The 13,901-nt window shown below is 54.9% G+C and carries 14 protein-coding genes; 8 read left to right on the top strand and 6 right to left on the bottom strand.

Annotated elements, in window-relative coordinates; genetic code table 11:
* The first annotated feature begins 171 nt into the window (after nt 1-171).
* Nucleotides 172-972, top strand: a complete 801-nt coding sequence (locus KTH07_RS19565) for a glycosyltransferase family 2 protein (RefSeq protein WP_023302891.1) — start codon at nt 172-174, stop codon at nt 970-972.
* Between the two features lie 11 nt (nt 973-983).
* Here the strand turns inward: KTH07_RS19565 and KTH07_RS19560 are convergent, their stop codons facing one another.
* The 3 genes from KTH07_RS19560 to gpmM are packed head-to-tail and all read right to left on the bottom strand — an operon-like array spanning nt 984 to nt 4,757.
* Nucleotides 984-1,916, bottom strand: a complete 933-nt coding sequence (locus KTH07_RS19560; RefSeq protein ID WP_032620676.1) for a divergent polysaccharide deacetylase family protein — start codon at nt 1,914-1,916, stop codon at nt 984-986.
* A gap of 3 nt (nt 1,917-1,919) precedes the next feature.
* Nucleotides 1,920-3,179 carry a murein hydrolase activator EnvC gene (gene envC / locus KTH07_RS19555; protein ID WP_230199842.1) on the bottom strand — a complete coding sequence of 420 codons (1,260 nt, stop codon included), beginning with the start codon at nt 3,177-3,179 and terminating at the stop codon, nt 1,920-1,922.
* 33 nt (nt 3,180-3,212) lie between these two features.
* On the bottom strand, nt 3,213-4,757 hold the full coding sequence (gene gpmM, locus KTH07_RS19550) for a 2,3-bisphosphoglycerate-independent phosphoglycerate mutase (protein WP_023302893.1): 1,545 nt from the start codon (nt 4,755-4,757) through the stop codon (nt 3,213-3,215).
* Nucleotides 4,758-5,005: 248 nt separating this feature from the next.
* On the opposite strand from gpmM, the gene KTH07_RS19545 reads away from it, so the two are divergent.
* The 5 genes from KTH07_RS19545 (at nt 5,006) to cysE (ending at nt 8,115) form a co-directional block, all read left to right on the top strand.
* Nucleotides 5,006-5,437, top strand: a complete 432-nt coding sequence (locus tag KTH07_RS19545; protein ID WP_003860840.1) for a rhodanese-like domain-containing protein — start codon at nt 5,006-5,008, stop codon at nt 5,435-5,437.
* Between the two features lie 11 nt (nt 5,438-5,448).
* Nucleotides 5,449-5,700: a glutaredoxin 3 gene (gene grxC / locus KTH07_RS19540; protein WP_003860837.1), complete on the top strand. Its 252-nt coding sequence runs from the start codon at nt 5,449-5,451 to the stop codon at nt 5,698-5,700.
* Between the two features lie 31 nt (nt 5,701-5,731).
* The gene (secB, locus tag KTH07_RS19535) at nt 5,732-6,199 is read left to right on the top strand and encodes a protein-export chaperone SecB (protein ID WP_003860835.1); all 468 of its coding nucleotides are present in this window, start codon (nt 5,732-5,734) and stop codon (nt 6,197-6,199) included.
* Entirely contained in the window at nt 6,199-7,218 is a 1,020-nt protein-coding gene (gene gpsA, locus KTH07_RS19530) for an NAD(P)H-dependent glycerol-3-phosphate dehydrogenase (RefSeq protein WP_006812398.1), read from the top strand. The genes secB and gpsA overlap by 1 nt, the downstream gene beginning before the upstream one ends.
* A gap of 75 nt (nt 7,219-7,293) precedes the next feature.
* Nucleotides 7,294-8,115, top strand: coding sequence for a serine O-acetyltransferase (gene cysE, locus KTH07_RS19525; RefSeq protein ID WP_022646641.1), 822 nt, complete (start codon nt 7,294-7,296; stop codon nt 8,113-8,115).
* 54 nt (nt 8,116-8,169) lie between these two features.
* Here cysE and ppiC read toward each other — a convergent pair whose 3' ends face one another.
* A complete protein-coding gene (gene ppiC / locus KTH07_RS19520; protein ID WP_006812396.1) occupies nt 8,170-8,451 on the bottom strand; it encodes a peptidylprolyl isomerase PpiC in 282 nt (93 codons plus the stop codon).
* A gap of 85 nt (nt 8,452-8,536) precedes the next feature.
* On the opposite strand from ppiC, the gene rep reads away from it, so the two are divergent.
* Nucleotides 8,537-10,561 carry a DNA helicase Rep gene (gene rep / locus KTH07_RS19515; RefSeq protein WP_032620671.1) on the top strand — a complete coding sequence of 675 codons (2,025 nt, stop codon included), beginning with the start codon at nt 8,537-8,539 and terminating at the stop codon, nt 10,559-10,561.
* 51 nt (nt 10,562-10,612) lie between these two features.
* Here rep and gppA read toward each other — a convergent pair whose 3' ends face one another.
* The gene (gene gppA / locus KTH07_RS19510) at nt 10,613-12,097 is read right to left on the bottom strand and encodes a guanosine-5'-triphosphate,3'-diphosphate diphosphatase (RefSeq protein WP_017383602.1); all 1,485 of its coding nucleotides are present in this window, start codon (nt 12,095-12,097) and stop codon (nt 10,613-10,615) included.
* A 5-nt stretch (nt 12,098-12,102) separates the two neighbouring features.
* Nucleotides 12,103-13,371, bottom strand: coding sequence for an ATP-dependent RNA helicase RhlB (gene rhlB / locus KTH07_RS19505; RefSeq protein ID WP_006812393.1), 1,269 nt, complete (start codon nt 13,369-13,371; stop codon nt 12,103-12,105).
* A gap of 144 nt (nt 13,372-13,515) precedes the next feature.
* On the opposite strand from rhlB, the gene trxA reads away from it, so the two are divergent.
* Nucleotides 13,516-13,845 (top strand): thioredoxin TrxA, encoded by a 330-nt coding sequence (gene trxA / locus KTH07_RS19500; RefSeq protein ID WP_006812392.1) that lies wholly within the window; start codon nt 13,516-13,518, stop codon nt 13,843-13,845.
* The last annotated feature ends 56 nt before the right edge of the window (nt 13,846-13,901 follow it).

Raw genomic sequence — 13,901 nt, 5'->3', positions numbered from 1 at the left:
ATTATAAAGAATTTACTGAAATAAAATAGATTTTTTGTATTTCTTTGTCTTTTTACAAGAAAACATTTTAAACGCGCTTATTTTAAAAGTGCGATTTAAGACTTTAATCGCCTCTTCTCAATTCGATAGTATGAGTGAAAAATTTTATGTCGTTATTGAGAGAGTGAAAATATGTTTAAAATAACGGTCTGCTTATTAACGTTTAACTCCGAAAGAACGTTGCACGATGTTATTCCTCCTCTTTTAAAAATAGCAGATGAATTCGTTATAGTGGATTCCGGAAGTACAGACTCGACGATATATATTTGCCAGAGTTATGGATTGTCGCCCATATTCAAAAAATATAGCTGGCACGGCGAGCAGATGAACCATGCCGTATCCCATGCGCATAACGACTGGGTGCTGTGCATGGACAGTGACGAAATACTCGATCAAGAAACCGTTGATGCTATTTTAGAATTAAAAATGGGCGATGAACCCGAACTGGATATGGCGTGGCGGATATGTCGTCACTGGTTTGTTTTGGGAGAAAATGTCCGAACGATTTATCCCGTCTCATCACCGGATTATCCGGTGCGTCTTTTTAACCGTACGCAGTCGCGATTTAATAACCGGCCAGTAGACGATCAGGTTGAAGGTTTTCTCCGTTCTGAACGTATTCCAGGTTATGTCAGACATGAGACGTTTCATTCGCTGCATGAACTTTTTAATAAATTAAACGGATATACCACTCGCCTGGTTCAATATCAGACGATACGTCCCTCTCTTGGTCGCGGCGCGATCAGCGCTATCGGCGCATTTTTCAAATGGTATCTGTTTAGCGGTGCCTGGCGTCAGGGCAAAGTAGGTGTGGTGACAGGGTTTTATGCCACGGCGTACAGTTTTTTGAAGTATTTCAAGGCCTGGTATCAGGATCGGGAAAAGAGAGAGTCCGTTGCAAAAGAGCAGTCGGACTCTTATCTGGCAGAATAGGCGTTAGCCGATCAGGCTTTTTTTCCCCAACCCTGCCACTGTTGCTGGACGTATTTAACCAGTGTACTGCTGCTGATGCTTTCGCCAATCACCGAGAAGAAGCGGGTTGCATAGACCGGTTCAGGCGGCTGTTTCAGCGTGCAGTTCTTCACGCCGCGGAATGGATTACGCGGCTGCGTTGCGGATGGTTGCGTGCTACCCGGACGAGAAGTATCCACCTGAGGTTCATTGAGCAGATCGCTCGGACGCACCAGCGTAATATCGGCGGGTAATCCCGACAACATTTGCTGCAAAACGCGAACGGTAGACGGATGCGGATGCCCAATGGCAATCGCCGAACCGTTACGGCGCGCCAGCTGTACCGCGCGGTTGAACTGCACGCGGATATCCGCTTCGTTCTGGGAGTCGTCCAGGAATACTTTGCGCTTGATGACTTTTACACCTGTCCCCTGAGCGGCACGCATCGCCTGGCTGTTGCCGATGGTCATGCTGTCGAGGAAATAGAGATTGTAACGCTCCAGCGCCTGCATCACTTTCAGCATACCGTACAGGCTGGAGGTCATCGCGCTGCCCATATGGTTATTCAGACCCACGGCATACGGCACTTTATTGTACGCATCGCGGATGATGCGATCGATCTCGTCGCTGCTCATGTCCGGGCGCAGGGTATCTTTTTCCAGCGGCTGCTTGCTGAGGGGGGCCATCGGCAGATGGATGAGGACCTGATGGCCGCCATTGTGCGCTTTGGTCGCCATTTCATGCGCGTGAGGCGCATTAGGCAGGACGGCGACAGAGATGGCTGGCGGCATCGCCAGCACCTGATTTTCATAGTGTGGTCGATAACCGAAGTCATCAATCACAATCGCGAGTTTGCCTGCATAAACCGGTGCAGCCAGCGCCAGTGCGCTGACTACGGAAACAACAATTCGACGAAATTGAAGCAAAACCTATCTTCCCAACCACGGCTGTGGATTGACCGCCTGACCCTGACGACGAATTTCGAAATAGAGTGACGGGCGGCCCTGACCGCCACTGCTGCCCACAAGGGCAATGGGTTGACCCGCGCGCACCTGGGTGCCAACGCTGACCAGCGCGCTCTGGTTGTAGCCGTAAAGACTCATATCGCCTTTACCGTGTTCAACCACCACCACGAGCCCATAACCCTGTAGCCAGTCGGCCAGGATCACGCGGCCATCGGCGATGGCTTTCACTTCGCTACCTTCAGACGCACCGATAACGATCCCCTTCCAACGTAGCTCACCCTGCAACTGTTCGCCATAGCGATGCAGGATCGTACCGCGAACGGGCCAGTAAGCCTGACCACGCGGGGAGCCGAGGCCGCCGGTACGCGACATCAGGGAACGTTCATTTTCAGTCGGTTTGTAGGTGGTGCCTTTCCGGGAGGCTTCCTGCTGCTTATTACGCACCGCCTGCGCTTCGCGCGCTTCTTTTTCGGCGCGCGCTTTGGCCGCGGCTTCTGCCCGGGCAATGCTGTTACGCAGTCTGGATTCGTTGGCGCGCATTTCGCTCAGCTGGCTTTGTCCTGCCTGGATAGAGGACTCCAGCCCGGCGAGCGTCTTCTTACGCTCATTGCGCGCCTGCTCAAGCTTCTCCTGCTGCGCCTGCTGATCGTAGAGCAGCGTTTGCTGCTGGCTCTGCTTCTCTTCCAGCTCGGCTTTTTGCGTGGTGACTTCTTCGCGCGTCTGTTTCAGCTGCGCAATGGTCTCCTGACGCGCCTGGTTTAGATAGCCGAAATAGGCCTGTAAACGCTGACCACGCTGGCTCTCTTCACCGCTGAGGATCAGCTGAAGGCCTGTGTGCTCACCCTGACGGAAAGCAGCATCAAGCTGTGCAGCAAGGTTCCGCTCCTGGGCATCGCGCTGACGCTCCAGTTTCGCAATCGACGCGTTCATTTCATCGATTTGCTTATTGAGCTGGGCAAGGGTGTTTTGTGTTTCACGCAGCTTACGCGCGGCGGTGGAAATGGCCTCTTCCTGCTTTTTAAGCTGGGCGAGCAGGGTGGCGCGCTGCTGTTGCTGCTGACGTACCGCACGCTCTTTGGCGGCGATATCGGCCTGAATGGATTTAAGCTGATCGCGGTCATCCGCGTGGGCGGATGCGGCGCACAGCAATACGCCAGCGCTGAGTGCGCTGGCGCAAAGCAGAGGTCTGACTGATAACCGAAGCGGCTTCACGACCCATGTGATTGAAAAAATCGCCTTTCCCCTCATGGGGAGCGATTATTCCACGATGAACAGCGGCTTGCCAGTCATCTCTTCAGGGATTTCCATACCCATCAGCGACAACATGGTTGGCGCGATGTCGGAAAGCTTGCCGCCTTCCACAGCTTTCACTGATTTATCACCCACATAAATCAGTGGAACAGGCAGGTTGGTATGGGCGGTATGCGCCTGACCGGTTGCCGGGTCACGCATCTGTTCTGCGTTACCGTGGTCAGCGGTGATCAGCAGTTGGCCGCCTACGGATTCAACCGCCTTCGCAACCTGCTCAACGCAGTGGTCCAGCGCTTCAACCGCTTTAACGGCTGCTTCCATCACGCCGGTGTGGCCCACCATGTCGCCATTCGGATAGTTACAGATGATGGTGTCGTATTTACCGCTTTCGATCGCGGCCACCAGTTTTTCGGTCAGCTCCGCAGAGCTCATTTCTGGCTGGAGATCGTAAGTGGCGACTTTCGGCGAGTTAATCAGGATGCGGTCTTCGCCTTCAAACGGCTCTTCTACGCCGCCGTTAAAGAAGAAGGTCACGTGCGCATACTTCTCAGTTTCGGAGATGCGCAGCTGCGTTTTATCGTTTTTCGCCATCCACTCGCCGAAGGTATTTTCCAGGGAAGCGGGTGGATACGCGCATGGCGCTTTGATATCCGCTGCATATTCGGTCAACTGGATGAAATCGATCTTCGCCACTTTCTTACGGGCGAAACCGTCGAAATCGCTGTTGACGAAGGCGCGGGTGATTTCGCGCGCGCGGTCAGCACGGAAGTTCATGAAGATCAGCGCATCGCCATCTTCCATGGCGGCATCGGCCTGGCCTTCAGCGCGGATCACGGTTGCCTTCACAAATTCGTCGTTTTCATCACGCGCGTAAGCCGCTTCCAGGCCTTCAACGGCGGTCGGGAACTGGAACTCACCTTTTGCCAGGGTCAGCAGATCATAGGCTTGCTCAACGCGGTCCCAGCGGTTGTCGCGGTCCATGGCATAGTAACGGCCAACGATGGACGCCACGCGGCCTTTGCCCAGTGCGGCAAATTTATCTTCAAACGCTTTAAGAGAACCTTTTGCGCTGCGTGGCGGCGTATCGCGACCATCCAGGAAGGCGTGCAGATAGATTTTTTCCGCACCGCGCTCGGCGGCCAGTTCTACCATCGCCATGATGTGATCTTCGTGGCTGTGAACGCCGCCCGCAGAGAGCAGACCCATAATGTGAACGGCCTTGCCTGCGGCAACGGCTTTATCAACCGCTCCGGTGAGCGTTGGGTTGGCAAAGAATGTACGTTCTTTGATTTCAACGTCCAGGCGCGTCAGGTCCTGGTAAACGATACGGCCCGCACCCAGGTTAACGTGACCCACTTCAGAGTTGCCCATCTGACGATCCGGCAGACCCACTTCCAGGCCAGACGCATCAATCAGGGTGTGGGGACGTTTTGCCCATAGCGCATCCATAACCGGGGTTTTGGCGTTGAAAATGGCGTTATCCTGTTGATCTTCACGGTAGCCATAGCCATCCAGAATCACCAGTACCATAGGTTTTTTAGAAACCGACATTGCGACAACCTCATGCTCAAGAGACAAAAAATTTGCGTAATTTTACTACAGCTGAATCGATAAAATAGCCGCAGAAGATCAAAGAAAGCGCGGGGGCAATGCTGTTCTCAGGCCATTTTGAGGCTTTTTTTACGTGGCATGCCGCAGAAAATAGATTAGCTTTATGTCGCTGGCTGTATTTGCCACAGCGCACAGGTATACTCCTGTCCTGGTTTTTTTAATCACTTAGTCGGGAGTTGTTACCCCCCATGCAAGAAATTATGCAATTCGTTAGCCGCCACCCGGTTCTGAGCATCGCGTGGATTGGCCTGCTGGTCGCTGTACTGTTCACCACATTTAAGGGACTGACGTCTAAAATTAAGGTGATCACCCGCGGTGAAGCGACACGTCTGATCAACAAAGAGGACGCCGTGGTTGTCGATCTGCGTCAGCGCGACGATTTCCGCAAGGGCCACATCGCAGGTGCTATCAACCTGCTGCCAGCGGAAATTAAAGCGAACAACATTGGTGAGCTGGAGAAGCATAAAGCCCAGCCGATTATTGTTGTTGACGGCACTGGCATGCAGGCGCAGGAATCTGCCAACGCACTGCATAAAGCAGGCTTTGAAAACGTAACGGTGCTGAAAGAAGGCATCTCCGGCTGGAGCGGGGAGAATCTTCCTTTAGTGCGCGGTAAATAAGGAGTTAAGTGATGGCCAATATTGAGATCTACACCAAAGCAACGTGCCCGTTCTGCCACCGAGCGAAAGCGCTGCTGTCCAGCAAAGGCGTAACGTTCAAGGAACTGCCGATCGATGGTGACGCGATTAAACGCGAAGAGATGATCCAACGCAGTGGTCGCACAACGGTTCCACAGATTTTTATTGATGCGCAGCACATTGGCGGCTGTGATGACTTGTATGCGCTCGACGCCCGTGGTGGACTCGATCCGCTGCTGAGCTAGAGACTTTAGGACAATTAAAAAGGGTTTTTCCATGTCAGAACAAAATAACACCGAGATGACTTTCCAGATCCAGCGCATCTACACCAAGGATGTCTCTTTCGAAGCGCCAAATGCGCCGCACGTTTTCCAGAAAGACTGGCAGCCAGAGGTTAAACTTGATCTGGATACCGCATCCACCCAGCTGGCGGATGATGTGTATGAAGTCGTACTGCGTGTCACCGTGACCGCCTCTCTGGGCGAAGAGACTGCATTCCTGTGCGAAGTTCAGCAGGGCGGTATCTTCTCCATCGGCGGCATCGAAGGCAACCAGATGGCACATTGCCTGGGTGCATACTGCCCGAACATCCTGTTCCCGTATGCCCGTGAATGCATCACCAGCCTGGTTTCTCGCGGTACATTCCCGCAACTGAACCTTGCGCCAGTAAACTTTGATGCGCTGTTCATGAACTATCTACAGCAGCAGGCTGGCGAAGGTGCCGAACAACATCAGGATGCCTGATGAGCACTGTTAATGCGTCAATGACTGTGATCGGTGCCGGCTCTTACGGCACCGCTCTTGCCATCACGCTGGCAAGAAATGGTCACGACGTGGTCCTGTGGGGCCACGATCCAAAACATATCGCGACGTTGCAACACGACCGCTGCAACGTGGCGTTTCTCCCGGACGTTCCGTTCCCTGACTCTCTGTATCTGGAAAGCGACCTCGCGACCGCGCTGGCGGCCAGCCGCAATATTTTGATTGTGGTGCCAAGCCACGTGTTTGGCGAAGTCCTGCGTCAGATTAAGCCGCTGATGCGTGCGGATGCGCGTATTGTATGGGCGACGAAGGGGCTGGAAGCGGAAACCGGACGTCTGTTGCAGGACGTTGCCCGCGAAGCGCTGGGAACAGCGATCCCGCTGGCGGTGATCTCCGGGCCGACGTTTGCCAAAGAGCTGGCTGCGGGCTTGCCGACGGCGATTTCGCTGGCGTCCACCGACCAGGCATTTTCCGACGATCTTCAGCAACTGCTGCATTGCGGCAAAAGCTTCCGCGTGTACAGCAATCCCGATTTTATCGGCGTGCAGCTGGGCGGCGCGGTGAAGAACGTCATTGCCATCGGGGCCGGGATGTCTGACGGCATCGGTTTCGGCGCGAATGCGCGTACTGCGCTGATCACCCGTGGCCTGACCGAAATGTCCCGCCTGGGCGAAGCGCTGGGTGCCGATCCGGCCACCTTTATGGGAATGGCAGGGCTGGGCGACCTGGTGCTGACCTGCACCGATAACCAGTCGCGTAACCGCCGCTTTGGCATGATGCTCGGACAGGGCAGCGATGTAAAAAGCGCGCAGGAGAAGATTGGTCAGGTGGTTGAAGGCTATCGCAATACCAAAGAAGTTCGCGAATTGGCGCACCGTTTCGGTGTCGAAATGCCAATAACCGAGGAAATTTATCAGGTATTGTATTGCGGAAAAAATGCGCGCGAGGCAGCATTGACCTTATTAGGTCGTGCGCGCAAGGACGAGCGCAGCAGCAATTAGCCGGGAAGTATCGTCACCTGAATGACCCAGCCAGCGCAGAACTGGCTGGTCATTAACTATCGTCTGGAGCAAGCAATGCCGTGTGAAGAACTGGATATCGTCTGGAATAATATTAAAGCCGAAGCCCGAGCTTTGGCCGACTGTGAGCCCATGCTGGCCAGTTTCTATCACGCGACGCTACTCAAGCACGAAAATCTCGGCAGCGCCCTGAGCTATATGCTCGCCAATAAACTGGCTTCCCCTATCATGCCTGCTATTGCGATTCGCGAGGTGGTGGAAGAGGCCTACGCCGCAGATCCGGAAATGATTGCTTCTGCCGCCTGCGACATCCAGGCTGTGCGCACGCGAGACCCGGCGGTGGATAAATACTCCACGCCGCTGCTGTATCTCAAAGGCTTCCACGCCTTACAGGCGTACCGCATCGGCCACTGGTTATGGAATGAGGGACGCCGCGCGCTGGCCATCTTCCTGCAAAACCAGGTTTCCGTGACCTTCCAGGTCGATATTCACCCGGCGGCGAAAATTGGCCGCGGGATCATGCTCGATCACGCCACCGGCATTGTTGTTGGTGAAACGGCGGTGATCGAAGATGACGTGTCGATCCTGCAATCCGTTACGCTGGGCGGTACCGGTAAAACCAGCGGCGATCGCCATCCGAAAATTCGTGAAGGGGTGATGATTGGCGCGGGCGCTAAAATCCTCGGCAATATTGAAGTCGGACGCGGCGCGAAGATTGGCGCGGGGTCGGTTGTGCTCCAGCCTGTACCGCCGCACACCACCGCCGCTGGCGTCCCGGCGCGCATCGTCGGTAAGCCAGACAGCGATAAGCCGTCGATGGATATGGATCAGCACTTCAACGGTATTCATCACACCTTCGAATACGGCGACGGTATCTGAACGCCGGAACACCTAAATAAAAAAGCCCGGTGAGTCAATGCACCGGGCTTTTGATTAGTTGCGGTATAACACTTTGATAATGTGATAGCCGAATTGTGTGTGCAGAGGGCCAGTTGGCTCCAGCACCGGGCAGGAGAAGACCACTTTATCAAACGCCGGGACCATCTGGCCCTGGCGGAACTCGCCTAAGTCACCACCGCGTTTGCCTGACGGGCAAATCGAGTGTTTCTTCGCCAGTTTGCCGAAGTCGGCGCCGTTTTTAATCTGTTCGAGCAGATCCTGTGCCAGTTTCTCTTCTTTAACAAGGATATGCAGTGCTGCTGCTGTTTTTGCCATGATCGTGCCTTGAGTCGACTAGTTTACGGTCGGTATACTACCACGCGTTTTTCCTCCTCTCCCGACTTTCATTGAGTGACCATTTATGCGTTTAAACCCCGGACAACAACATGCTGTCGAATTCGTCACCGGACCCTGCCTGGTGCTGGCAGGAGCGGGATCCGGTAAAACACGCGTGATCACCAACAAAATCGCCCACTTAATTCGGGGTTGTGGATACCAGGCGCGCCATATCGCGGCGGTCACCTTTACCAACAAAGCGGCGCGTGAGATGAAAGAGCGCGTCGGCCAGACGCTGGGCCGTAAAGAGGCGCGCGGGCTGATGATCTCCACCTTCCACACGCTGGGTCTGGATATTATCAAGCGCGAATACGCGGCGCTGGGCATGAAGTCCAACTTTTCTCTCTTCGATGACACCGACCAGGTGGCGCTGCTTAAAGAGCTGACGGAAGGGCTGATCGAAGATGACAAAGTGCTGTTGCAACAGCTGATCTCGACGATCTCGAACTGGAAAAACGATCTGATGACGCCGGCCCAGGCAGCGGCAAGCGCCAAAGGCGAGCGCGACCGCATCTTTGCCCACTGCTACGGTCTGTACGACGCGCATATGAAAGCCTGTAACGTCCTGGATTTCGACGATCTGATCCTGCTGCCGACGCTGCTGCTTCAGCGGAATGAAGAGGTACGCGAGCGCTGGCAGAACAAAATCCGTTACCTGCTGGTGGATGAATACCAGGATACCAACACCAGCCAGTACGAGCTGGTGAAGCTGCTGGTAGGGCAGCGTGCACGCTTTACCGTCGTAGGCGATGACGATCAGTCGATTTATTCATGGCGTGGCGCGCGTCCGCAAAACCTGGTGCTACTAAGCAAAGACTTCCCGACGTTGCAGGTGATTAAACTGGAGCAGAACTACCGTTCTTCCGGGCGTATCCTGAAGGCGGCGAACATCCTGATTGCCAATAACCCGCACGTCTTTGAGAAGCGCCTGTTCTCCGAACTGGGTTACGGCACCGAGCTGAAAGTGCTAAGCGCCAACAACGAAGAGCACGAAGCGGAGCGCGTAACGGGCGAGCTGATTGCCCATCACTTCGTCAACAAAACTGAATACAAGGATTACGCGATCCTCTATCGCGGAAACCACCAGTCGCGCGTCTTTGAAAAGATGCTGATGCAGAACCGCATTCCCTACAAAATCTCCGGCGGTACGTCGTTCTTTTCGCGTCCCGAAATCAAGGATCTGCTGGCCTATCTGCGCGTGCTGACCAACCCGGATGACGACAGCGCTTTCCTGCGCATCGTGAACACGCCGAAACGCGAGATTGGCTCTGCGACGCTGCAAAAACTGGGTGAATGGGCGATGACCCGCAACAAAAGCCTGTTCACCGCCAGCTTCGATATGGGGCTGAGCCAGACCCTGACCGGGCGCGGCTATGACGCCTTAACCCGCTTTACCCACTGGCTGGGTGAGGTGCAGCGTCTGGCAGAGCGCGAGCCTGTGGCGGCAGTACGCGATCTGATCCACGGCATTGATTACGAATCCTGGTTGTATGAAACCTCTGCCAGCCCGAAAGCAGCCGAGATGCGGATGAAAAACGTTAACCAGCTCTTCAGCTGGATGACCGAAATGCTTGAAGGATCTGAGATTGACGAGCCCATGACCCTGACGCAGGTGGTCACCCGCTTCACGCTGCGCGATATGATGGAGCGCGGCGAAAGCGAAGAAGAGGCCGATCAGGTTCAGCTGATGACGTTACATGCCTCGAAAGGGCTGGAGTTCCCCTATGTCTATCTGGTGGGGATGGAAGAGGGCCTATTGCCGCACCAGAGCAGCATTGATGAAGATAACGTCGACGAAGAGCGCCGTCTGGCCTACGTGGGGATCACTCGTGCGCAGAAAGAGCTGACGTTTACGCTGTGCAAAGAGCGCCGCCAGTATGGTGAGCTGGTGCGCCCGGAGCCGAGCCGTTTTCTGCTGGAGTTGCCTCAGGACGATCTTATCTGGGAGCAGGAGCGTAAAGTCATTACCGCTGAAGAGCGTATGCACAAAGGGCAGGCAAACGTGGCAAACATTCGCGCGATGCTGGCAAAAGCCAAAGAGAAGGGATAACTATTTGCAGGCCGGGTAAGGCGAAGCCGCCACCCGGCACGCTTCAAAGGGTCACTTCACATCAAGCGCCCAGTGCACATAGCTCTGCCACTGGTACTCCTGCTCAATCAGTTCCGCCCCAAGCGGATGATCCTCAAGCCAGTTTTCCGGTAGCGTCAGCGTCAGTTTCTCATCGTCTGCCGCCAGCGTAATGGCTGGCAGCAAATCATCACGACGCCGACTGGCAAACAGGATCGCCAGGCGAAGCAGACGACACAGATGCTCCGCCACGCGCGGCGGTACAGCGTTCTGCTGGTGAAGGGAAGAGAGATCGACGGCGTTAGTCTGATTTAGCAGCAGGGTGGCCAGCAGCTTCTTCTGGGCGGGCGTATAGCCCGGTAAATCGAGATTACGCACCAGCCAGGCCGCGTGCAGCGGTGCCTGCTTGTACTCCACGCTGAGACCAATTTCATGTAGCGCACAGGCGCTTAGCAGCAGATCGCGGCTTAACGGTTCAATATCCCAGCTTTTTTTCACCTGATCGGCAAACAGTGACGCCAGTTGACTCACTCTGTGTGCCTGGTCGATATCAACAATAAAGCGGCGCTGAACGTTACGCAGCGTACGGCTACGGATGTCCTGATCGACCGACTGGTGCAGCATTCCGTAGACCAGACCTTCGCGCAGCGCACCGCCTGCCAGGGTCATACACTGGATATTGAGTTCAGTAAAAATGGCGATCAGAATGGCGAGCCCACTGGGGAAAACCAGCGCGCGTTCGAGCGTCAGCCCTTCTATTTCAAGCTCTTCCAGACGACCACACTGGATGGCGCGCTGTTTAAGCTGCTGGAGTTTGGCAAGCGTGATCCGCTCGTCCATTCCCTGTGCCATCATGATTTCCTGCAACGCCTGAACGGTTCCGGACGCGCCGACACACACTTTCCAGCCGTGATAGCGCAGTTCGTCCATGACCGGGCGCAGGACCGCACGCGCCGCGTTTTCCGCCTCGTCAAAATTCTCTTTGGCAAGGTTTCGATCGGTAAAGTAGCGTTCCAGCCAGGTCACACAGCCCATCGACAGGCTGAACAGTGACGTCGCCTGCGCGCCTGTGCCCGTGACCAGTTCAGTACTGGCGCCACCGATATCGACCACCAGACGACGATCGTCGCCGCCGGTCGTATGCGCCACACCCTGATAAATCAGACGCGCTTCTTCTTCACCGCTGATGACCTGCACCGGGCAGCCCAGAATTTCCTGTGCTCTGGCAATGAAATCGCCAGCGTTAACCGCCAGACGAAGGGTCGCCGTGGCAACAACGCGAATTTGACTGAGCGGGATATCCTGCAAACGTTCTGCAAACAGACGCAGACACTGCCAGCCACGTTCCATGGCTTCCGGGGAGAGGTGATTATCGCTGCTCAGGCCCGCCGCGAGGCGGACCTTGCGCTTAATGCGCGTCAGCGTTTGTATGCTTCCCGCCACCTCGCGCACAACCAGCATATGAAAACTATTCGAACCGAGATCAATTGCCGCATAAAGCGAGGTGGAGCTGAGCATATTTTTTAACCTGAACGACGACGATTACGCGGTGCACCGCCGGAACGACGCGGACCATTGCCGGAGCGTGGACGGGTAAGGCGCTTAGGTGGCGGCAGCTCGCTCAACAGCGCGTCCGGATTGTATTTGCTCTGTGGAATAGAGTGACCGATGTAGGTCTCAATGGCCGGAAGATTCAGCGCATACTCTTCACACGCAAGGCTGATGGAGTGACCGCTTGCGCCGGCACGACCGGTACGTCCGATACGGTGTACATAGTCTTCACAGTCATCTGGCAGGTCATAGTTAAAGACGTGCGTCACGGCTGGAATGTGCAGGCCACGGGCCGCCACGTCGGTCGCGACCAGAATATCAAGGTCGCCACGAGTAAATTCGTCGAGAATGCGCAGGCGTTTTTTCTGCGCCACGTCGCCGGTCAGCAGGCCCACACGGTGCCCATCTGCCGCCAGGTGACCCCAGATATCTTCACAGCGGTGTTTGGTGTTCGCGAAGATAATCGCGCGATCCGGCCACTCTTCTTCGATCAGGGTTTGCAGCAGGCGCATTTTCTCTTCATTCGAAGGATAGAAGAGCTCTTCTTTAATGCGGTGCCCGGTTTTCTGCTCCGGTTCTACTTCCACATATTCCGCATTGTTCATCTGCTCGAATGCGAGTTCACGTACGCGGTATGACAGGGTAGCGGAGAACAGCATGTTCAGACGCTGGTTTGCCGCAGGCATACGGCGGAACAGCCAGCGGATGTCTTTAATGAAGCCCAGATCGTACATGCGGTCTGCTTCATCCAGCACCACGACCTGGATTGCGCCGAGGTTGATATGGTTCTGTTTGGCGTAGTCGATAAGACGGCCGGTGGTCCCAATCAGGATATCGACGCCGCTTTCCAGCACTTTCAGCTGTTTATCGTAGCCGTCGCCGCCATAGGCCAGGCCAAGTTTCAGGCCGGTGGCTTGCGCCAGGGGCTCAGCGTCTGCGTGGATCTGTACCGCCAGTTCTCGCGTCGGGGCCATAATTAGCGCGCGCGGCTGGTTAACTTTGCGGTCTGCAATCGCCGGGTGAGAAAGTAAATAATGAAACGTTGACGTTAAAAACGCCATCGTTTTGCCAGTACCGGTTTGCGCCTGCCCTGCAACGTCGCGACCGGCCAGCGTCAGCGGCAGGGCGAGAGCCTGAATGGGCGTGCAGTTATGAAACCCTTTAGTTTCAAGGGCTTCGATAACCTTTGGGTGCAGGGCGAAGTCGGAAAACTTCTGTTCTGTTAAATGTGTTTTGCTCATAGTGTGGTAGAATATCAGCTTACTATTGCTTTACGAAAGCGTATCCGGTGAAATAAAGTCAACCTTTAGTTGGTTAATGCGACATCAACACGTCGTTGGTGGAGACAAAACCAACGTACCAGGCTTATTCCTGTGGAGTTATATATGAGCGATAAAATTATTCACCTGACTGACGACAGTTTTGACACGGACGTACTTAAAGCTGACGGGCTGATCCTCGTTGATTTCTGGGCTGAATGGTGTGGTCCTTGCAAAATGATCGCTCCGATTCTGGATGAAATCGCTGACGAATATCAGGGCAAACTGACCGTTGCCAAGCTGAACATCGACCAGAACCCGGGCACCGCGCCAAAATACGGTATCCGTGGCATCCCGACCCTGCTGCTGTTCAAGAACGGTGACGTGGCGGCGACCAAAGTGGGCGCACTGTCCAAAGGTCAACTGAAAGAGTTCCTGGACGCTAACCTGGCGTAAGGTTTCTCAGCTGAGCGTCCAGAACGCCTAATTAACGGCGAGCTCTGGACGCCCGG

It is taken from the genome of Enterobacter cloacae complex sp. ECL72 (assembly GCF_019056635.1).
Classification (GTDB): Bacteria; Pseudomonadota; Gammaproteobacteria; order Enterobacterales; family Enterobacteriaceae; genus Enterobacter; species Enterobacter hormaechei_C.
The sequence above is the reverse complement of the archived record's forward strand: the minus strand, read 5'-3'. Positions and strand labels throughout refer to the sequence as shown.

Coding starts and splice junctions, on each gene's coding strand:
- rep (WP_032620671.1), top strand. CDS start 8,537: ATGCGTTTAAACCCCGGACAACAACATGCTGTCGAATTCGTCACCGGA.
- cysE (WP_022646641.1), top strand. CDS start 7,294: ATGCCGTGTGAAGAACTGGATATCGTCTGGAATAATATTAAAGCCGAA.
- gppA (WP_017383602.1), bottom strand. CDS start 12,097: ATGCTCAGCTCCACCTCGCTTTATGCGGCAATTGATCTCGGTTCGAAT.
- KTH07_RS19565 (WP_023302891.1), top strand. CDS start 172: ATGTTTAAAATAACGGTCTGCTTATTAACGTTTAACTCCGAAAGAACG.
- secB (WP_003860835.1), top strand. CDS start 5,732: ATGTCAGAACAAAATAACACCGAGATGACTTTCCAGATCCAGCGCATC.
- trxA (WP_006812392.1), top strand. CDS start 13,516: ATGAGCGATAAAATTATTCACCTGACTGACGACAGTTTTGACACGGAC.
- KTH07_RS19545 (WP_003860840.1), top strand. CDS start 5,006: ATGCAAGAAATTATGCAATTCGTTAGCCGCCACCCGGTTCTGAGCATC.
- gpmM (WP_023302893.1), bottom strand. CDS start 4,757: ATGTCGGTTTCTAAAAAACCTATGGTACTGGTGATTCTGGATGGCTAT.
- ppiC (WP_006812396.1), bottom strand. CDS start 8,451: ATGGCAAAAACAGCAGCAGCACTGCATATCCTTGTTAAAGAAGAGAAA.
- grxC (WP_003860837.1), top strand. CDS start 5,449: ATGGCCAATATTGAGATCTACACCAAAGCAACGTGCCCGTTCTGCCAC.
- rhlB (WP_006812393.1), bottom strand. CDS start 13,371: ATGAGCAAAACACATTTAACAGAACAGAAGTTTTCCGACTTCGCCCTG.
- gpsA (WP_006812398.1), top strand. CDS start 6,199: ATGAGCACTGTTAATGCGTCAATGACTGTGATCGGTGCCGGCTCTTAC.